This is a genomic window from Mucilaginibacter sp. Bleaf8 (genome assembly GCF_018390515.1).
Taxonomy (GTDB): domain Bacteria; phylum Bacteroidota; class Bacteroidia; order Sphingobacteriales; family Sphingobacteriaceae; genus Mucilaginibacter.
This window is the reverse complement of the sequence record NZ_JAHBBK010000001.1, coordinates 728,129-748,510: the sequence shown is the minus strand read 5'-3', so window position 1 is coordinate 748,510 and position 20,382 is coordinate 728,129. Positions and strand designations below refer to the sequence as shown.

The following is a 20,382-nucleotide window of genomic DNA, read 5'->3' as shown; positions in this document are numbered from 1 at the left end:
TCCGGTATTAAATATGAATTATTCGTCATAATAAAACATTTACTTAAAAAAGCTGATTCAACTCAATAACTTAGTAACCCATTAATCTCATTAATTTGCATTATGCCTTTCAGAACAACCGTAATAACAGGAGCAACATCAGGTATTGGTAAAGAAACAGCTTTAGCGCTGGCGCAAAAAGACCATGCCTTATACTTGCTGGTGCGTAATACGGAGAAAGGTGAGCAGCTTAAAAAAGAACTTGTACAACAAACCGGTAATCGCAGCATTTTTGTAGTGCATTGCGACCTGGCCGATTTGCAAAGTGTAAAAGATGCGGCCGATCAGCTGAAGGGCAAGCTGTTTGCAATTAATACCCTTATCAATAATGCAGGTGGCATCAATGCGCACAGGCAGGAGAGTAAAGATGGTATCGAGCTAACTTTTGCCATGAATCATGTTGGCCATTTTCTATTAACCTTAAGCTTAATGCCCCTGCTCGAGAAAGGGCAGGCACGTGTTATCAACGTCAGCTCTGAGGCGCACAAGATGGGTAAGGTGCTGATGCTTAATGATGTGCAATTTAAAGAGTATTCCGCATTTGGTGCTTACGCTTTAGCCAAGCTGTCTAATATATGGTTTGCCAAATCATTAGCCGAGCGTTTTGGCCCCAAAGGTATTACGGCGTATGCCTTGCATCCAGGTGTGGTTAAGACTGGCTTTGGCAGTGAGCTTGGCGGTTTGGGCAAAGTACTGATGTGGCTGGGGAAGCCTTTCATGATTACACCGCAGCAGGGAGCACAAACATCAATTTATTTAGCTTCGCAGGTAAAAATTAGTCCCAAGCTTAACGGACAATACTTTAAAAAGCAGCAGGTGGCTAAAACTAACTTGGCCGCTCAAAACGCATCAGCACGTAATAAGCTTTGGCAAATAAGCGAGCAACTGATTGCGCCATATTTGTAACATTTGTGATTCTTTGCTGCAAAGCTGGTGACATATTTATGACATTTTGATGTTGTTGCATATATTTACTTATTCAAACACCCTAAATATATGCTATTCGGTAAAAAAGCCCTTCTCACAACTGCCCTGTTGGGTGTTGTCGTTTTCGTGTCAACAACATCGATGCAACAAACTCAGCAACAGGCAGAAGAACATCAATTTAAAAACTTGAAAGTATTACCTAAAAACATTTCAGAACATCAGTTACACGATGTGATGGAGGAGTGGAATGCTGCCTTAGGCGTACGTTGTGGCTTTTGCCATGCCCGCAACGAGGATACTAAAAAAATGGACTGGGCATTAGATACCAAGCCTGAAAAAAGCATGGCCCGCCAGATGTACCGCATGACGGCCGATATCAACAAAAAATATTTTAAAGCAGGTAAAGATTCAATAGGCCGCGTAATGGAATTGAATGTAAATTGCAATACTTGCCACCGCGGGGTAGCACATTTGGAAGTAAAGCCGGCACATACGCCTCGTCCCGAAGGTGCACGCCAGCAGCCTCAAACACCAGCGCCACAGGCAGCTCCTGCTCAGTAAATAATATTTTAATATAGCAGCTCAGCCTGCATTGGTATTCAGTACTTGCTCCAGAGCAGTAACCAGTGCCGCCTGGGCTGCGTTTATTTTAGCCTTAGCCGTTTCTAAATCAAACCAGGCGGCTTTATCTACCTCAGGTACGGTAATCCATTTACCCGACTTGTAAGGGTACTCCATCCTGAACGTGTTGCTTACAACGGTTTCCGGATCAATGTTGCCCTCAACAGCCCAGGCTTGTACTACTTTGCCGCCTTTTTGCTTTATAGCGGGTAGCGGCAGAAATGTCCCGTTCACGGTTTGTCCTGTTTCTTCGGCAAACTCACGGCGGGCGGCGGTAAGCGGCTCCTCATCATCCGGGTATTCACCTTTAGGTATACTCCATGCACCCAAGTCCTTATTTAAAAAGTATGGGCCACCCGGGTGTACCAAAAACACCTCCGTTTGATTGTTTTGTATTCTGTAGAGTAAGATACCGGCGCTTTGTCTGGGCATAATGTATAATACAGCAATTAAACAAGCAAAGTTTTAACGGTCGGTAGCTACCCGATAGGTCGGATCTTCCATCACATTTACCTCAATCACCGCATCTGCATTTTTGAGCAGCAGTCGGCAATCCTCACTAAGGTGTTTTAAATATAATTTCTTGCCGGTTTGATGGTAGCGTTCGGTTAGTTTATTCAATGCTTCAATAGCCGACATATCGGCAATGCGGCTTTCTTTAAAATCAATGATGACCTCGGCTGGGTCGGCAGCTACATCAAACTTTTCATTGAATGCTGTTATCGATCCAAAAAACAACGGCCCATATATCTCATAATGTTTTATCCCATGCTCGTCCAAATACTTGCGCGCGCGGATGCGTTTAGCGCTTTCCCAGGCAAATACCAGTGCCGATATAACGACGCCTATAAGTACCGCCAGCGCCAGGTTGTGCAACCAAACCGTGATAACCGCCACCAGTATACCCACAAAAATATCAGCCTTTGGCATTTTGTTGATGACTTTGAAACTCATCCATTCAAAAGTGCCAATGGCCACCATAATCATCACACCGGTTAAGGCAGCCATTGGTACGCGCTCAATTACAGGAGCGCCGAAAAGTATGATCATCAATATGGTTAGCGCAGCAATGATGCCCGACAGGCGGGCCCTTGCACCGGCAGATAAATTAACCAGTGTTTGAGCAATCATGGGGCAGCCGCCCATGCCGGTAAAAAAGCCATTCAAGATGTTGGCTGTTCCCTGGGCCACACATTCGCGGTTACTGTTGCCACGGGTTGCAGTCATTTCGTCTACTAAATTAAGCGTCAGTAAACCTTCGGTAAGACCTACGCCGGCCATGATCAGCGCATAGGGAAAGATGATTTGCAGGGTATCCCATGTAAATGGTATTTGCGGGATGTGGAACGGAGGGAAGCCGCGGCTAACAGCTGCGATATCCCTTACTGTTTTGGTTGGTATGCCAAAACCGAATACAATCAAAAACACGGCAATAATTGCCACCAGCGATGGCGGAACAGCTTTGGTAATTCGCGGGAGTAAAAGCACAATAGCAATGGTTAGTGCCACTAAACCACCCATAATCAGCAATGGCGTTCCGCTAAGCCAAACCTGCTCGTTGCCAACCTTAGTTTTGAATTGCTCTAACTGTGCCGTAAAAATGATAACCGCCAAACCATTCACAAAGCCATACATTACCGGTTGTGGTACCAGCCTGATGAATTTGCCCAGCTTAAACACGCCTACCATTATCTGAATAACACCTGCAAGGGCAACGGCGCCAAACACATATTCGATGCCATGTTGTTTCATCAGCGCAATTAATAACACAACAGTAGCACCCGCACCGCCGGATACGAGTCCGGGCCGGCCACCAAGTATGGCAGTAACCAGGCCCATAATAAAAGCGGCATATAAACCTGTTAGCGGCGGGAAACCGGCTAATATGGCAAACGATAATGACTCGGGCATCATAGTCATGGCAACGGTAAGTCCGGCCAGTATTTCATTTTTATAATTGATTTTTTGTGAAAAGTCGAATAAGCGTAAAGCGTTCGGCATAATAAAGTAATGGCATCAGTATCGAACTGATGTAAGTTAATAACGCCCGTAAACAGCCGTTTACAGAATAATTTAAAAAGGAAAGTTGAGCACAACAAATGCATAGATATCAGGGGGCTAAACCTTAACTATCATTGCGTTTACAAAACGGCATTCAGGGTGGTGTAACCGGGCTATTGTAAATGGTGCTTTTCATTTTGATGCGGCAAAGATAAAAAAATCAAGATTAGCTTTAAACTCAGGTATCCAAATGCTGTGTAACGTTTTTATTTATTTTGTGATAATAAATTTGATCGTCTGCCCTCAATATCTATAATTGTACTCCATTATTAACGTTTACTAACCATACAGAACTTCCATACTTAATACTGTTATCAATGAAGCTATTTCATACTATATTGATTGCCATTCAATTTGTGCCATTAGTAATGAGCGCCCAAGTTGCCAGAGTGCGGGTAGCCAACGGCATGTTGGAGGGCACTGCCGAAGCGTCGGGCATTAAAAGTTTCAAAGGTGTTCCGTTTGCAAAGCCGCCGGTGGGCGATTTGCGTTGGCGCGAACCCCAACCGGCTGATAACTGGACCGATGTACGCAAAGCCGATCATTTTGGCAATAATGCCATGCAAAAAAAGGTATTTGGCGATATGAATTTCCGTTCATCGGGCATGAGCGAGGATTGTTTGTACCTGAATGTATGGACACCTGCCAAAACATTTAAGGAAAAACTACCGGTATTGGTTTACTTTTACGGCGGCGGTTATATTGCCGGCGATGGTTCCGAACCGCGTTACGATGGGGAGAAGATGGCTAAACAAGGCATTGTTACCATCACCGTGAATTACCGTTTAGGCGTATTCGGTTTTTTGGCTCACCCCGAACTGACCAAAGAATCGCCTAACCATGCATCAGGTAACTATGGCTTGCTCGACCAGAATGCCGCCCTGCGCTGGGTGCAGCAAAATATTGCAGCATTTGGCGGCGACCCGAAACGGGTTACTATTGCGGGCGAGTCGGCTGGTTCTATATCGGTATCGGCACAAATGGCTTCGCCTTTATCTAAAAATATAATTGCAGGGGCTATTGGCGAAAGCGGGGCCATGATCAATCCAACTTTAGCAGCCGTACCATTAGCGCAAGGCGAGCAAAATGGTGTTGCTTTTGGTCAGAAGGCTAATGCAACCACGTTGGCTTCACTGCGTGCTATACCGGCCGAACAGCTTTTAGACTTGGCTGCACAACCCGGCGCATTCAAAACCGTTGCCACTGTTGATGGGTACTTTTTACCAAAGCAGGTAACCGATATTTTTGCCGCGGGCGAACAAGCACGGGTTTCGTTATTAGCTGGTTGGAACTCTGCCGAGATGCCCTTCCAGGCACTAATGGGTGCCGATGCACCAACACCCGAAAATTATACCAATAAGATTAAGCAATTGTACGCCGACCAGGCCGATCAGGTGTTAAAGCTTTACCCCGGCAATACGCAGGATGAAGTAGTGCAATCGGCCACCGCATTAGCCAGTGATCGCTTTATTGTTTACAGTACTTGGAAATGGCTCGATCTGCATAGTAAAACCAGTGGCCGCCCGGTTTACCGTTATCTGTTCTCTAAATCCAAACCGCCTATGACACCACAGTTTGCCGGTGCAACGGCCGGCTTAGCCGGTGGTATCACCAAAAATGGAAACAGCACAGCAAGCAAACCGCCAGCCTCGGTTGGCGCACCGCATGCATTTGAAATTGAATATGCTATGGGCAACTTATCCACCAACGCGGTTTACGCCTGGACGGATGAAGATTATAAAGTGTCGGACATGATGCTGCACTATTTTGCCAACTTCATCAAAACCGGCGACCCTAACAAAGTGGGTTTACCCAAGTGGTTGCCTGTAGGCAGATCAAGCGATGTACCTTACATGAATATCGGCGTGGATACCAAGCCCGAGCTGGCCTATCATGATGACCGGTATCTGTTTTTAGATAAGATTTATACCAAGTAGAAAACAAAGTTTTTTTACAGCGGGATATAAAAGTGGTTTGCCAGTTAAAGGGGCAACGGCTTTTGTATCCCGCTTTGTTGTTTTGATACTGTGCTGATAAATCATCCGGCTATTATAGTTAGTTTTGGCAGTAAATCACATGCGCCAGTGGGGCGTACCAAAGTATTATGTTTACCGGAATTATCGAAACCTTAGGTACTGTAACCGAACTTAAACAAGATCAGGGCAACCTGCACATTACAGTACAATCAGCCATATCAGCAGAATTGAAAATAGACCAGTCGGTTGCGCACAATGGTGTTTGCTTAACTGTTGTAGCGGTACACGGCGATACGCATACGGTTACTGCTATTGAAGAAACACTGAACAAATCAAACATCGGTCACCTTAAAACCGGTGATTTGGTGAATCTGGAGCGCTGCATGCAAATGAATGCCCGCCTTGACGGGCATATTGTTCAGGGCCACGTAGACCAGACCGCTATCTGCACCGCTTACAAAGCACTGGATGGCAGCTGGGAATATACCTTTGAGTATGATGCAGGCAGAGGCAACGTAACTGTCGAAAAAGGGTCGATTTGCATCAACGGTATCAGCCTAACGGTAGTCAATTCAAATGCCAACAGTTTTTCTGTAGCCATCATCCCTTATACTTATGAGCATACCAACCTGCAAAATGTACGCGAAGGCTCGGTGGTAAACCTGGAGTTTGATATAATAGGCAAATACGTAGCAAGGTTAATGCAGCGTTAATTGCGTTTAAGCATGGCAAGGCGGCTTTTGCAATAAGCAACCAGTTCCTGCTGCTTTACCGGCGGATTGGTGGCTAAGTACTTTTTGTAATACCGCATGGCGTTGGCTTTGTCTTTCAAATCATCATCATACAACAGCGCAAGCGAGTAATATATCAAAGGGCTTTCATTAAACTGAAGGCCTTTTTGATATGCCCATAATGCTTTTTTATGCTGACGGGTATCTTGGTAGCTACCAGCCATTTCCCCGTAATAACTGTCAATAGCTGGCGAGATGCCATCGGCTATGGCTTTTTCCAGGTATTCGATCGCCTTTTTATGATTTTTGAGTGCCTTGTAACTCATTCCCATAAAATAAAAGGAGGTTTCATTGTGCTGGTTGTTTTCGAGGGAGTAGTAGCTTTCCAATGCACACTCATAGTTTTTGAGTTGGTAGTAAGCTTGTCCTAACTTGTTGAGGGTAGGGAAGCTGTTGTCGCCCATGGCAAGCAGCATAGTTCCGGCTTTTATCGTCTCGGGCCACTTTTTTTGTGCATGAGTAAGCTTAATAAGGCTTTGCAGCAATATGATGTTTTCGGGATCTTTAACAATAGCGCTATCCAAAACCTTTTGCGCTAAAGTAATTTGTTTGAGATCCAGATACTGGTCGCTCAAGTCTGATGCAACATCTGCATCCTGCGGATTCAATTTGTTGGCCCTCACCAAATAGTTCACATAACCCATAATATCATACTTTTGGCGACGGATGTTGGCCAGTTGCTTGTATACTAAAAAGTTGGTTGTGTCTTTGGCGATGAGTTGCAGGTAGTAGGGTTCGGCCTTGGTGATATTACCTCGGCGCATATTGATACCGGCCATGCTAATCAAGGCCGATTGACTGGTGGTATCCATGCTATAAATGCGCTGATAGTAAATCTCAGCATCGGTAAGCCGGCCAGCCATTTGCGAGGTATAAGCCAACTGCGATAGCGCTTTACCGTCGGTAACAGGTTCAGGATATATTTTCTTCAAGTAATCGGCTGCTTCTATAAACCGCTGGTTTTGGTAATAATCAAGCAGTAAAGCATTATCAATTTGATTGGGCGCCTGCGAAAAGCAGTAGGTGAAGCAAAGCAGCATAAACAGTACTAAACCTAATAATTTCATAAATTTTGATTTTGAACTAAGTTATTAGTTTAAAATGTTAAATCAAACTTTTAACGAAAAATTTAGTTATATAATTTGACGAATCAAATAATTATGGATAAGATCAGGAAGTTTGAGCTAATGGAAAAAATTGTCCATGAGTTAGAAGATTTAAAGAATAGTCAGCAAGCTATAGTGCAAAAGATTGGAAAAATTGAAGTAGATAATATTGATTTAGGCGATAAGCGCCTGGAGAAAGATTTACCAGACATGCATCAGCGCATTGCCGATAATTTGGATACTATTGCTTCGATATTGGAAGATTTTGCAGGTCAAACAAATACGTACAGCAATCAAAATCACATACAGGAATTAAAAGAGCAGGAAGCTATAGACAAACTGTCTCAATAAAAAAAGGCCCTCTTAATAGAGGGCTTTTTTTTATTCTATGCTTTTCCCTTTCATGGCCTGGCTGATGGCCATGTCCATCACGCGCTCGGCAAACGGGCGGGTATAGTCGTTTAGTTCGTCAACCTTTTTTAATATCAGGTCTTTATCACCGCTGGTGAGCGAATCTTTCAAAGCCTGGATATATTTTTGCGTTTCGGTAATTTCTGGAATACTCAGATAGGCGTTATTTTTCTCTAAAAAGCGTTCGGCTGTATAAACCATCTGTTCACCTTCGGTACGGGCTTCAATCAACATGCGTTGTTGCACATCGTCTTGCGCATAGGTTATGCTATCCATCAGCATTTGTTCTACCTGCTCATCAGTAATACCATAGGCTGGTTTTACTTCCACCTCTTGTTTGGTATTAGAGCGCAGTTCAATAGCCTGCACTTTCAAAATGCCATCGGCGTTCAGCAAAAAGTTGATGTCTACTTTTGGCAAGCCAGCCGGCATAGCCGGTATGCCTTTCAAATCAAACTCTGCCAGCTTACGGTTTTCTTTCACCAAGTCGCGTTCGCCTTGGTAAACCGAGATTTTCATATTCACCTGCCCGTCAACCGAGGTTGTATATTGCCTGCCGGCTTTGGTGGGTACTTTTGAGTTACGCGGAATAATTACATCCATCAGGCCGCCCATAGTTTCAATGCCTAATGATAGGGCGGTAACATCCAGCAGTAAAATATCTTTACGGTTGCCTGCCAATATATCGGCCTGTATAGCAGCGCCTAAAGCAACTACCTCATCCGGGTTTATATCATCGTGTACCGGGCGCTTAAAAAATTCGGCCACCTTGCGTTTTACCAGTGCTGTGCGGGTTGAGCCGCCTACCATTACTACTTCATCAATCTGCTCAACGGTTAAGCCTGCATCTTTCAGTGCGTTGGTGCAGGCGTTAATAGTTTGTTCTACCTTAGCCAGTATTAGCTGTTCAAAAGTATCGCGGTCAATAGTGCACCAGATATCGCCTACTTTTTCATTGAAAATACTTTGGTGGGAAAATGATTTTTTGGCCTCTTCTGCTTTTAAGCGCAGCTCCTGGGTTAGTTCGCGGTTTTCGGCCAGTTCGGCTGCGTTCAGGTTGTTCTGTTGTACCCAGTATTCGAAAATGGCACGGTCAAAATCATCACCGCCCAAAAAAGTATCACCATTGGTTGATAGTACCTCGAAAATACCATTTTGTATTTGCAGTATAGAAACATCAAATGTACCGCCGCCTAAATCGTAAACAGCAATCGTTTTTGTCTCTTCCTGGTTTAAACCTATGCCGTAAGCCAAACTTGCAGCGGTTGGTTCGTTAACAATACGTAGCACATCCAGTCCGGCAAGTTTACCGGCATCGCGGGTCGCCTGGCGCTGCGAGTCGTTGAAGTAAGCAGGTACAGTAATTACAGCACGTGTTACCGGCGTTTTTAATGCATGCTCCGCACGCTCTTTCAGCTCTTTTAATATCAAGCCGGATAGTTCAATAGGGGTATAAAAGCGGTCGCCCACCTTAACCTTAACCAGGCTCTCGGTATTATCGTCAATTACTTTGTAAGAGAATAAGTTTTTATAGTTCTCGATATCTGCATAAGAGCGGCCCAGCAAACGTTTAACCGAAAAAATGGTGTTCTGCGGGTCGGTAATCAGATAATTTTTAGCTTCGTTGCCTACGGTAATACCGCCGGTTTGGTCAAAATGCACTACCGATGGTACCAATACGCCTTTGCCGGCATCATTAATAACCTGGGGGTTTTTATCAGGATTGATGAAAGCCACCAATGAATTGGTAGTGCCTAAATCAATACCTACAATAATTTCTTCCTTTTGCAGTGAACCGGTAGCCAGATTGATGGAAACTTTAGCCATAATATGTAATTAACAAGGGGCAAATGTAGCAGGTTTTAACTAATGCAGTGTCATGCTTTTGTGAATTGACCGCAACATTGGTTTAATCAGTATTTCTGTATAATTTCACAGCAATGATGAAACGGCCGGTACTATACCTTTCTGCGATATTATTGTTAGCAACGGGCGCTGCCAAAGCACAAACGTTTGGCGGTAATCCGCCCTCGGTAAAATGGCGGCAAATTACCACACCCGAGGCCCGCATTATTTTCCCGGCCGGGCTGGATTCAACAGGCAAAAGGGTAGCAGCCATTATACAGCAGATCAACAAACCCGTAATGCCAACTATTGGCAGGCGGCAAAAGCTAATCAATGTGGTGGTGCAGAACCAAACACTTACCACCAACGGTTATGTAGGGCTGGCCCCGTTCCGGAGCGAGTTTTATGTAAGCCCAATGCAAAACAGCTTTGCATTGGGCAGCTTACCCATAGCCGAACAATTGGCCGTGCATGAATACCGCCATGTGCAGCAAGTAAACAATTTTGATGTAGGATTAACCCGCCTGCTACACATCATTTTTGGCGAGGGCGGACAGGCCGTAGCCTATTCGCTGGCAATACCCAATTGGTTTAGTGAAGGGGATGCGGTTTTTAACGAAACCTTGACTACCGGTCAGGGCCGTGGGCGTTTGCCCTGGTTTTTCAACGGCTATCGTTCGTTGTGGGCGGCTGGTAAGGATTATAGCTGGATGAAGCTGCGCGACGGATCGTACCGCGACTACGTGCCCGATTGGTACCCCATGGGCTACATGCTCGTATCGTATGGGCGTGATAAATTTGGTGCCGAAGTTTGGCGCGGTGTTACCCATGATGCCGCTGCCTATAAATCGCTGTTTTACCCTTTTCAGCAATCTTTTAAAAAACATACAGGGCAACAGTTTGGAGCTTTTCAAAAGGAAGCTTTCGGCTATTTTAAGCAACAAACTGTTTCTTCTGCACAGGTTAAAAAGCAGCGTAATTATCCTGCAACCCAGCATTATATAGCCAGCCGTGAGTTCCCGGCGTACATAGATGACAGCACACTAATTTACCGTAAAACCAGCTATCAGCACCGGCCGGTTTTCGTATTGCGTAAAAATGGGGTGGAGCAGAACATTCGTTTGAGCGATATCGTAAATGACAGCTACTTTGACTATCATGACGGGCAAATTGTTTATGCTGCCAATAGGCCAGATATACGCTGGGGATATCGAGATTACAACGAACTGAAAGTAATCGATATAAAAAGCGGCTTGCAGCGCCGGCTCACTACCAAAACCAAATACTTTTCACCAGCCTTTAGTGCCGATGGTAAGCAGTTGGTTGTAGTCAATGTGCCGCCTTCGGGCAAATATGAACTATTGATTTTAGATGCTGCTACAGGCCGGGTTGTTGAATCTGTGCCTAATCCCGATCACGTATTCTATACTTATCCGAAGTTTTATGCCGACAATCAGCTGATTGCTGCTGTCAGGCAGCCGTCGGGCAAGATGGCCATTGCACTGGTTGATCGCCAAACCGGCCGTAATGAATATCTGACCACACCGAATATTGCACCTAAAGCCTTTCCGGTTGTGTACCGTGATACCGTATATTTTACTGCCACTACCGGGAAAGAGGATCAGCTTTATGCACTGGCAGTCAAAAGCCGCAAACTGTTTCAATTGCAGCACGACTCTTTGAAAAGCAGCATAGGCGCATACCAGCCTGCGGTAAGTAACAACCGGTTGGCGTGGATGAGTGTAAGCGCTTTTGGTAACGAAGTACATAATGTAGAAAAAGCCACCGTTCAATTAAATCCGGTTGCCGAAGGTCCGCTGCTGCAAAATTTTAATATTGCGTCGTTACAGAATGATACCGCCGCGGGCATTTCAACGCAGGTTGAGCCCAAGGAATATATTGTAAAAAAGTACCCGAAGTTTACGCATCCATTCAACTTCCACAGCCTTATCCCGTATTTCGATGATCCCGACTATACCTTTGCTTTAACCGGCGAAAATATTTTGAACACGCTGCAAAGCGAACTGGCGTTTAACTACAATCGTAACGAGGGCTATAAGCAGTTGAGTTTTACAAGCACCTATGGCGCTTTATTCCCTTACCTGTTTGGCGAGGTAAGCTGTACGATGGATAGGCGTAAATATTTTTTAGGATCAAACAACAGTATCTTAGAAGCTAACTGGAATGAAACGAATATACAGGCGGGTTTGCAGTTGCCACTTAATTTAAGCAGGGGCCGTCATTTCACCAGCATAAATTTGCGAAGCAGTGTTTCGTACACCGTTACTGATGTAGCGCCTCTGTTTAATGCCGTAATTCCGGATAATACATATTTAACCAACAGTGTAACCTTCAGTAACCAGATAGCTAAACCGGTGCAGAATATCTATCCGCACCTGGCACAAATCATAACCGTAAATTTCAGGAACACCATCAATAGTTTACAGGCCAACCAGTTTTTGGCCTCCGGAACATTTTATTTTCCCAGCCTATCCGTTAATCACAATTTTGTAGTGAATGCAGCTTACCAGCAACGAGATCGTAACTATAGTTTCTTTTCCAATCAGCTTTCGTTTTCGCGCGGGTATACTGCCGATAACTTATATCGTTTAAGCAAAGTAGGAGTAAGCTACCATTTTCCGATTGCCTATCCCGATGCGGGCGTGGCTAACCTGATTTACCTGTTGCGCTTGCGTGGTGCCGTGTTTTATGATTACACACATGGGCGGGATTTTTATACGAATGGCACCGTGTTTAAAGCTGATTTTAGATCAGTAGGCGGAGAGTTATATTTCGATACCAAGTGGTTCAATGAAAACCCGATCACCTTTGGCCTGCGGTATACCCATTTGCTTGATCGGGACATATTTGGTGGTAACGGGCAAAACCGGGTTACCCTAATTTTACCGTTAAGCATTTTCTAAAATGCTTAACGGTAGTGTATTATCTATCTATCGCTCAAAAGTTAAGCGCTTGCCCAATTGCTGCTCATTGAACGTGCCTTGCTCATAAGCCAAATGGCCCGATACAATGGTATGGGTAATAGCCGAATGGAAAGTAGTGCCCTCAAACGGGCTCCAACCGCACTTATATAAAACGTTAGGCTTTGCAACTTGCCAGGGTTGGTTTAGGTTTACCAGCACCAGGTCGGCCCAGTAGCCCTCGCGTACAAAGCCGCGTTTTTCTATCTGGAAACAGGTAGCCACATTGTGTGCCATTTTTTCGGCAATCTGCTCCATGGTCATTTTCTGCTGATGGTACAGTTCCAGCAAAGCAGGCAGGGCATGCTGCACCAAGGGGCCACCCGATGGGGCCTGTAAGTAAGGTTGCGCTTTTTCATCGGTGGTGTGAGGTGCATGGTCGGTAGCAATTACATCAATGCGGCCATCCAATACGGCTTGCAGTATACCGTCGCGGTCGTGCGCAGATTTTACTGCCGGGTTCCATTTAATAAGGTTGCCTTTAGTAGCATAATCAGCATCCGTAAACCACAGGTGATGTACGCAGGCTTCGGCCGTAATCTTTTTATCCTTTAATGGGATATTATTATCGAAAAGCGCAGTTTCTTTCGCTGTTGAGATATGCAGGATATGCAAACGGGCACCATGCTTTTTGGCCAGTTCAACCGCCATGGATGATGACAGGTAGCAGGCTTCTTCAGTACGAATTTTTGGGTGGTAATCAATCGTAATGGCATCACCCAGCAAATCTTTATAATGAGCCAGGTTATTTTGTATCGTCTGCTCGTCCTCACAATGCGTGGCAATTAGCATGGGCGATTGTGAGAACAGGTTTTCGAGCGTACGCGGGTTATCCACCAGCATGTTACCTGTTGATGATCCCATGAACACTTTAATACCGCAAACGTTCCTGATATCCGTACGCAATACCTCGTCGAGGTTATCGTTTGATGCGCCCATGAAAAAAGAGTAGTTGGCTAACGAGCGTTGCGCGCCTATGGCATATTTATCAGCTAAAAGTTGCTGGGTTAATGTATTAGGAACCGTATTGGGCATTTCCATAAAGGAAGTGATCCCGCCGGCAACGGCTGCTCTTGATTCTGTATAAATTTCGGCTTTATGCGTTAAGCCGGGTTCACGAAAATGTACCTGGTCGTCAATACAGCCCGGCAGCAAGTGCAAGCCTTCGGCGTTTATTTCCTGATCGGCATTGGTATTGATGCTAGTGTCAATCCGGTCAATAATGCCGTCTTTAATCAATACATCACCGGTAAACTGCCGGTTTTCGTTTACAATGGTTGCTGATTTAATAAGGATGGATGCCATAGCGTGTAAAATTATAGCCCTTAATCAACAATCAAGAATTAAGATGAAAAAAGTATTTTCTGCTTAAAATTTGACAGGCAGGTTATTGAAAGCCAGCTTAGCTACCGGGTCATGGCTTCTATAACTCCCAACTAAAACGTATCTTTGCCGCCTATGGCAGTACCCTTTGATGATTTTAAGTTTAACCGGCAAATATTGAATGCGATTGCCGACGCCGGTTACACGGAAGCTACGCTGATACAGCAAAAAGCGATACCGCCTATTCTAAACGGGCAGGATGTAATGGGCATTGCCCAAACAGGTACCGGTAAAACCGCTGCCTACGTGTTACCCATACTTATGAAGCTAAAGTATGCACAGGGTGACGATGCACGGGCTTTGATTTTAGCCCCTACACGCGAACTGGCATTGCAAATAGAAGAGAACATTAAAAGTTTTGCTATTTATACCGACCTGCGGGTTGTAACACTTTACGGCGGTTTAGGCCCCAAAACGCAAATTGAAATTATACAAAAAGGTGTAGATATTATTGTAGCTACGCCGGGCCGCTTTTTGGATATTTATCTGGCTGGTCATATTCATCCCAAACCACTACAGGTTTTGGTATTGGATGAGGCGGATAAGATGATGGATATGGGCTTTATGCCGCAGATTAACCGCATACTGGAGGTTGTTCCGCGCAAACGCCAGAACCTGCTTTTCTCGGCTACCATGTCTGATAAGGTACAGCTACTATCGGGCAACTTCCTGGAATTCCCGACTGTAATTGAAGTTACACCACAGGCTACGCCGGCGCAAACGGTTACACAAAATTTATATCACGTACCGAATATCAAGACAAAAATCAACTTGCTTAAAAATCTGCTGGATAAATCGGAAGATATTACCAAGCTGATCATATTCTGTAAAACGCGTTTTGCTGCCGAAGATGTTTACAAGTTTTTGGTGCGTAAATACGACGAAAATCAGGTAAAGGTACTGCATGCAAACAAAGGGCAAAATACCCGCATCAACTCCATCAATGCGTTTAAGAATGATGAAGTGAAGATTTTGGTGGCTACTGATGTGGCCGCGCGCGGTCTGGATGTGAGTGATGTGAGCCACGTTATTAATTTTGACGTGCCTATCGTGATCGAGGATTATGTACACCGTATCGGTCGTACAGGCAGGGCATTCAATACAGGTGTTGCCATTACTTTCTGCAACCCGGCAGAAGAGTATTATATCGAAAAGATTGAGAAGCTGATTCGCCAATATATACCGTTAAAGGAGCTGCCGACCGAGGTTTTTGTTGAAGCAACGCCGTACGAAGAGCGGCAGGAGCAGGCACGTGAAATTGACATGCAGAAACGCCGGGAAGATCCCGATTTTAAAGGTGCTTTTCACGAGAAAAAAGAGCGGGCCGAGAAAAAGAAACCTGTGGGCCATAGTCAAAAGCTGGCAGCAAAATATGGCAAGCCTAAAACTACCCGCGGTAAATCCATCCGAAAAAAGTAATTCATGAAACTTAGAGTAACGCCGTTAAACTTTGCCGCTTTATTTTTTGTTGTGCTGGCACTCATCACCTGGATTTATAAACCCATAGCCATAACAGGGCGCGAACTGGCCAACTGGACAGGGACGATTGCGATCATATTCCTGTTTTTTGCGCTATCTACTTTTCTGTTAGATGGTATTTTTCGCAATTTCTTTCCTCAGAAAAAAACACTGTGGACCGTGGAGTTTAGTTTCCTGGCCATCACCGGTATTATATATTTATTAGTAAAGTAATTAAACAGATAAAATGAAAAGAGCCGAAATAAAACTGATAGTTGATTTGGACGATAATAACGTACCGCAAAACATTACCTGGGAATCAACCGACTCTAAAACACAAGAAGCCCTGCCTGTGAAATCTTTCATGCTGGCGCTATGGGATCATAACTATAAAAACACCCTGCGTATTGACCTGTGGACAAAAGATATGCCGGTTGATGAGATGAAGAAATTCTTTTTTGAGACGCTGCAAACTATGGGTGATAGCTTTTTACGCGCCACCGGCGAAAAGAACATTGTGGAAGACTTGCGCGACTACTGCGCCCATTTTGCCGAAAAAATGGAAATTACCCGTTAAAATATTTTATGCAACCTAAAGCTTTCATTTGTTTTGCCGGGTTTGTGCTGCTTATAGCAGCCACCTGGTGCCCGCTGCTGCGCCCTTTTGGCCTCATGAACTGGGATTTATACGACCTGAATAAGCCTTACGGGATGGTAGTATTGCTGATAGCCATAGTAGGTGTAGTTGGTATCGTACTCAAACAATATCCGGTAGCTCGCATAGCAGCCTGGCTGTCATTTGTATTGGTGGTACTGGTATATATCGCTGCCATTATGAAGGTGAACAGTTCTTTTAGTTTTATACCTTTTAAAGGGCTGGCTGGTTCTTTGACCAAGTTAATTAAGTTTAAATGGGGATGGTATCTGCTTTTTGCCGGTCCGCTGGTAAGCGTATTTTCAACTCCAAAAAAACAGATTACCGATACAAACGTATAAAGGTTTTGTAAAGCCTTTATATTATGATTTTTTCTACACAAACTAACATAACTGCAGGCTGCCCATTCAATGGGGCGGCTTGCAATGCCTTATATAAGACAATTACTTCCTTTATCCTGAACCAAAACAGGCATAGAGCTAAGCAACCTGCTAGATAATTGTCACTATTCTCGCAGCTATTTGTTTCGTATAACGTGTGTTTAAAACTTACCGGAATACCCTGTTAGTTTTCAATATAACGATATATTTATTAGTTTTGGTTCTTGTAGTATTACGCTTTCACAGCATAGCGTGAGCGAATAAAGTTTCTACCCGTTAACATGCTTAAATTATCATTCCGTAACCAGGTTCTATTAGGCTTTGCCTTATCTATTGTACTGGTTTTTGCCGTAGGCATTTTGTCTTACCAAAGCATCAATCAACTTCAAAATAACCAAAAAGAAGTAGAGCATAGCCAGCAGATTATTCAGCTATCGCGTGATGTGCTGCAAAACCTGATTGATGCCGAAACGGGTATGCGGGGTTATGTAGCTACCAACAAAGATAAATTTTTAGAGCCCTACAACCGTGCCGTTCCTAAAGTTGGCCAGGCTTTGCGCCATTTGGAGGATTTGACTGCTAATGATCCTGTTCAGCAAAATAATGTAACCGACCTTTCGGCTTTAAGTGATAGCCAATTGCAGATATTGAAAAACAATATCGAACAGCGCGCACAGTTGGGTCTGGATTATATGGTTCAGCATAACATGATATTGAATGGCAAGGCTGTAATGGATAGGATACGGGTAGTACTTGCTCGCATCAATTCTGTAGAGAACCAGTCTGTTAAGGCCGGCCAGGCCCGTACGCAACAGGCAGCAAGCACAACCATTGCAACTATCGTTATCGGTTCGGCTATTTTTCTGATTATTATTATTGTACTGTTTGTTTACATACAAAAAACATTTACACAACAAAAACGCATAGAAGAGGAAATTAAGCAAGCCAATATTGACCTTGAAAAGGTTTTAAGTGAAAACGAGAACAAAAACTGGCTGCTAACAGGTATAGGTAACCTGAACGAGAAAATGCAGGGGCAGCAAAGCGAAAAAGAGCTTACTGCCAATGTGCTTGCCGAGGTATGTCAATACACAAACGCCCTTACCGGTACGTTGTACCTGTTTGATCCGGAAGCGGAAGTGCTTGATTTGTACTCTTACTATGCATTTCACGATTTAGGCACAGTTAAAAATAAAATCAAATTATCAGAAGGGTGGCTGGGCCAGGTAGCACGTGACGAGAAAGCAGCTACTATTAAAGGTAAACTGAATGATAAGCTGCAATTGGAAACTTCGATTGTAAGCCATGAGCTTGCGGAAATCCTGATTGTACCCTTCTTCTTTGATAAAAAGCTGATGGGCGTTATGGAAATAGCTTTCCAGGATAAACTGCAGGAACGCGATCATGATTACATTCTGGCGGCGGCTGATGATATTGGCATAGCTGTAAATACAGCACAAGCCCGTACCATTATGCACGATTTGCTGGAAGAGGTACAGCAACAGGCCGAGGAACTGGAAGCGCAGCAAGAAGAAATGCGGGTAACTAACGAGGAGTTGCTCAACAAAACCGAAATGCTGCAGGCATCAGAAGAAGAGCTGCGTGTACAGCAGGAAGAACTGCGTACTATCAATGCCGAGCTTGAAGAAAAAGCCAGCTTGCTGGAAGAAAAGAACCAGGCTATTGAGGAAGCACGTCATGCTATCGACCTGAAAGTAAACGAACTGGAAACTACCGGTAAGTATAAATCCGAGTTTTTGGCCAACATGAGTCACGAGCTGCGTACCCCACTTAACAGCATCCTGGTACTGGCTCGTATACTTAAAGACAACAAAACTGATAACCTGAGCGAAGACCAGATTAAATATGCCAGCGTAATTTTCAATGCAGGTAATGATCTGCTTACGCTCATCAATGATATACTCGACTTATCAAAAATTGAATCAGGCAAGCTGGAAATCCAGAATGAAGATATCGGCGTAGCCGAGATACTTCGCGATATGGATATGCTGTTTGGCGAGGTGGCACGCAATAAGGGCATCAACTTCACTAACTCGGCCATTGGTGTACCTGAATATATCTTTACCGATAAGCAACGTGTTGAGCAGGTGATCAAAAACATGCTTTCAAACGCGTTTAAGTTTACGCCAGAGGGTGGAGCTATATCTGTTAGTGCTAAACCGGGTTTAAGACAAGATACCATCAGCTTCAGCATAAAAGACTCAGGTATTGGTATCGCTCCTGAAAAGCAGCGCGTTATCTTTGAGGCATTCCAGCAAGCCGATGGGTCTACCAGCCGTAAATACGGTGGTACCGGCTTGGGCTTATCCATTAGCCGAGAGCTGGCACATTTACTGGGTGGCGAAATTACGCTGAAGAGTGAACTGGGCCAGGGCAGCGAATTTATCCTTACCATTCCGCTTGTGGCACAAGCGGTAAGCACCGACACAAAAGATGAGCCTGTGCTGCCAACAGTAGAATCATTTGCACCGGCAAACAACTTCCTGCAGCCGGCTGCTGAAGTAAAACCTACCCGCCCGGGAAGGCAGGAACCATTGGTAGTGATTGTAGAGGATGACCGCAACTTTGCAGATATCCTACAAGATTACGCTCATGACCATGGCTACCAGGCTGTAATGGTGCATGATGGTACCACCGCTGTTGATGCGATTAAAGAAAACCAGCCTGATGCCGTAATTTTGGACATTATGCTGCCTGGCAAGGATGGCTGGCAGATATTGAAAGAACTGAAGCAGGATGCTGAAACTGCACATATTCCAGTTCACATGATGTCGGCAGGTGAGGCTGCAGCCAGCAAGCTGCGTCGTGAAGGTGCAATCAGTTTCATGAAAAAACCTATTAACACTGAAACGCTGGATAAGCTGTTTACTGACATGATGAAGCAAAGCGGTGTAAAGTTTAAGCAGATACTGTTGGTTGAGGATCATGAAGCCCAAAGCCAGGCCTTGAAAGACCTGATGCAAAAGCAGGGAATAGCAGTTGACCAGGCCTTTACCGGCGATGAGGCATTCAGAATGCTGCATGAGAATGATTACCAATGCGTAATCTTGGATCTAAATTTGCCTGATATATCCGGGCTTGATTTGCTGGATAAGGTAAAGGCCATTGATCGATTTGCAGAATTGCCTGTTATTGTAAACACGGCTATGGAGCTGGATAAAACATCGGTTAACCGCCTGATGCAATATGCCAACGCCATGGTAATGAAATCAACCAAATCTGCCGACAGATTGATTGATGAGGTAAACCTGTTCCTGCACAAAATCAGTGGTATGCCTGCACCGGTTCAATCTGCAACTGTGCCGGTAGCAGCGCCTAAGCCAATGCCGCAAAGTAAAGGGAAAGAAATGCTGAAGGGTAAGAAAGTGCTTATTGTAGATGACGATATGCGTAATATTTTCGCATTGAGCAGCGCCTTGCAGGGATACGATTTGCAGGTTGAAATTGCAAATGACGGCGATGAAGCGCTTGACAAGCTCGAAGCTACTGAAGGTATTGATATTGTGCTGATGGATATAATGATGCCTAAAATGGATGGTTACGAGGCTACCCGCCAAATACGTAAGCAAAACAAATGGGCTAAGTTGCCTGTAATTGCCTTAACAGCTAAAGCGATGAAAGAAGATCGCGAGAAATGTTTGGCAGCGGGAGCTAACGATTATATCACAAAGCCTATAGACATGGACCGCTTAATCGCCTTAATGCAGTTGTGGTTGGAGAACTAATA

At 44.5% G+C, this 20,382-nt stretch carries 16 protein-coding genes; 11 read left to right on the top strand and 5 right to left on the bottom strand.

The features are described from left to right. Positions 1 to 102: 102 nt before the first annotated feature. Positions 103 to 945 (top strand): SDR family NAD(P)-dependent oxidoreductase, encoded by an 843-nt coding sequence (locus KHS38_RS03205; RefSeq protein ID WP_213486999.1) that lies wholly within the window; start codon positions 103 to 105, stop codon positions 943 to 945. Between the two features lie 162 nt (positions 946 to 1,107). After that, entirely contained in the window at positions 1,108 to 1,527 is a 420-nt protein-coding gene (locus KHS38_RS03200) for a c-type cytochrome (protein ID WP_213486998.1), read from the top strand. 21 nt (positions 1,528 to 1,548) lie between these two features. Here the strand turns inward: KHS38_RS03200 and KHS38_RS03195 are convergent, their stop codons facing one another. Together KHS38_RS03195 and KHS38_RS03190 are read right to left on the bottom strand one after the other, a co-directional pair. Beyond that, positions 1,549 to 2,019: an NUDIX hydrolase gene (locus KHS38_RS03195; RefSeq protein ID WP_213486996.1), complete on the bottom strand. Its 471-nt coding sequence runs from the start codon at positions 2,017 to 2,019 to the stop codon at positions 1,549 to 1,551. A gap of 33 nt (positions 2,020 to 2,052) precedes the next feature. Then, complete coding sequence (locus KHS38_RS03190) at positions 2,053 to 3,588, bottom strand: SulP family inorganic anion transporter (protein WP_213486994.1); 1,536 nt, start codon at positions 3,586 to 3,588, stop codon at positions 2,053 to 2,055. 377 nt (positions 3,589 to 3,965) lie between these two features. On the opposite strand from KHS38_RS03190, the gene KHS38_RS03185 reads away from it, so the two are divergent. Together KHS38_RS03185 and KHS38_RS03180 are read left to right on the top strand one after the other, a co-directional pair. Beyond that, positions 3,966 to 5,585 (top strand): carboxylesterase/lipase family protein, encoded by a 1,620-nt coding sequence (locus KHS38_RS03185; RefSeq protein ID WP_213486992.1) that lies wholly within the window; start codon positions 3,966 to 3,968, stop codon positions 5,583 to 5,585. A 167-nt stretch (positions 5,586 to 5,752) separates the two neighbouring features. Beyond that, a complete protein-coding gene (locus tag KHS38_RS03180) occupies positions 5,753 to 6,337 on the top strand; it encodes a riboflavin synthase (RefSeq protein WP_213486990.1) in 585 nt (194 codons plus the stop codon). Here KHS38_RS03180 and KHS38_RS03175 read toward each other — a convergent pair. Then, on the bottom strand, positions 6,334 to 7,482 hold the full coding sequence (locus tag KHS38_RS03175) for a tetratricopeptide repeat protein (RefSeq protein WP_213486988.1): 1,149 nt from the start codon (positions 7,480 to 7,482) through the stop codon (positions 6,334 to 6,336). The two genes, KHS38_RS03180 and KHS38_RS03175, sit on opposite strands and share 4 nt — an antisense overlap. 93 nt (positions 7,483 to 7,575) lie before the next feature. On the opposite strand from KHS38_RS03175, the gene KHS38_RS03170 reads away from it, so the two are divergent. Continuing rightward, positions 7,576 to 7,872 carry a hypothetical protein gene (locus KHS38_RS03170; RefSeq protein WP_213486986.1) on the top strand — a complete coding sequence of 99 codons (297 nt, stop codon included), beginning with the start codon at positions 7,576 to 7,578 and terminating at the stop codon, positions 7,870 to 7,872. Positions 7,873 to 7,902: 30 nt separating this feature from the next. Here the strand turns inward: KHS38_RS03170 and hscA are convergent, their stop codons facing one another. After that, on the bottom strand, positions 7,903 to 9,759 hold the full coding sequence (gene hscA / locus KHS38_RS03165) for a Fe-S protein assembly chaperone HscA (RefSeq protein WP_213486984.1): 1,857 nt from the start codon (positions 9,757 to 9,759) through the stop codon (positions 7,903 to 7,905). A 113-nt stretch (positions 9,760 to 9,872) separates the two neighbouring features. Between hscA and KHS38_RS03160 the strand changes: the two genes are divergently transcribed. Continuing rightward, complete coding sequence (locus KHS38_RS03160) at positions 9,873 to 12,701, top strand: TolB-like translocation protein (RefSeq protein ID WP_213486981.1); 2,829 nt, start codon at positions 9,873 to 9,875, stop codon at positions 12,699 to 12,701. Positions 12,702 to 12,728: 27 nt separating this feature from the next. Here the strand turns inward: KHS38_RS03160 and KHS38_RS03155 are convergent, their stop codons facing one another. Beyond that, positions 12,729 to 14,063 (bottom strand): dihydroorotase, encoded by a 1,335-nt coding sequence (locus KHS38_RS03155; protein WP_213486979.1) that lies wholly within the window; start codon positions 14,061 to 14,063, stop codon positions 12,729 to 12,731. 153 nt (positions 14,064 to 14,216) lie between these two features. Between KHS38_RS03155 and KHS38_RS03150 the strand changes: the two genes are divergently transcribed. The 5 genes from KHS38_RS03150 (at position 14,217) to KHS38_RS03130 (ending at position 20,380) form a co-directional block, all read left to right on the top strand. Continuing rightward, on the top strand, positions 14,217 to 15,560 hold the full coding sequence (locus KHS38_RS03150; RefSeq protein WP_213486977.1) for a DEAD/DEAH box helicase: 1,344 nt from the start codon (positions 14,217 to 14,219) through the stop codon (positions 15,558 to 15,560). Between the two features lie 3 nt (positions 15,561 to 15,563). Continuing rightward, the gene (locus KHS38_RS03145; RefSeq protein ID WP_213486975.1) at positions 15,564 to 15,833 is read left to right on the top strand and encodes a hypothetical protein; all 270 of its coding nucleotides are present in this window, start codon (positions 15,564 to 15,566) and stop codon (positions 15,831 to 15,833) included. Between the two features lie 13 nt (positions 15,834 to 15,846). Further along, on the top strand, positions 15,847 to 16,176 hold the full coding sequence (gene gldC / locus KHS38_RS03140) for a gliding motility protein GldC (protein WP_213486973.1): 330 nt from the start codon (positions 15,847 to 15,849) through the stop codon (positions 16,174 to 16,176). Positions 16,177 to 16,184: 8 nt separating this feature from the next. Then, a complete protein-coding gene (locus KHS38_RS03135) occupies positions 16,185 to 16,595 on the top strand; it encodes a hypothetical protein (protein WP_213486971.1) in 411 nt (136 codons plus the stop codon). 320 nt (positions 16,596 to 16,915) lie between these two features. Beyond that, positions 16,916 to 20,380 (top strand): response regulator, encoded by a 3,465-nt coding sequence (locus KHS38_RS03130; protein WP_213486969.1) that lies wholly within the window; start codon positions 16,916 to 16,918, stop codon positions 20,378 to 20,380. The last annotated feature ends 2 nt before the right edge of the window (positions 20,381 to 20,382 follow it).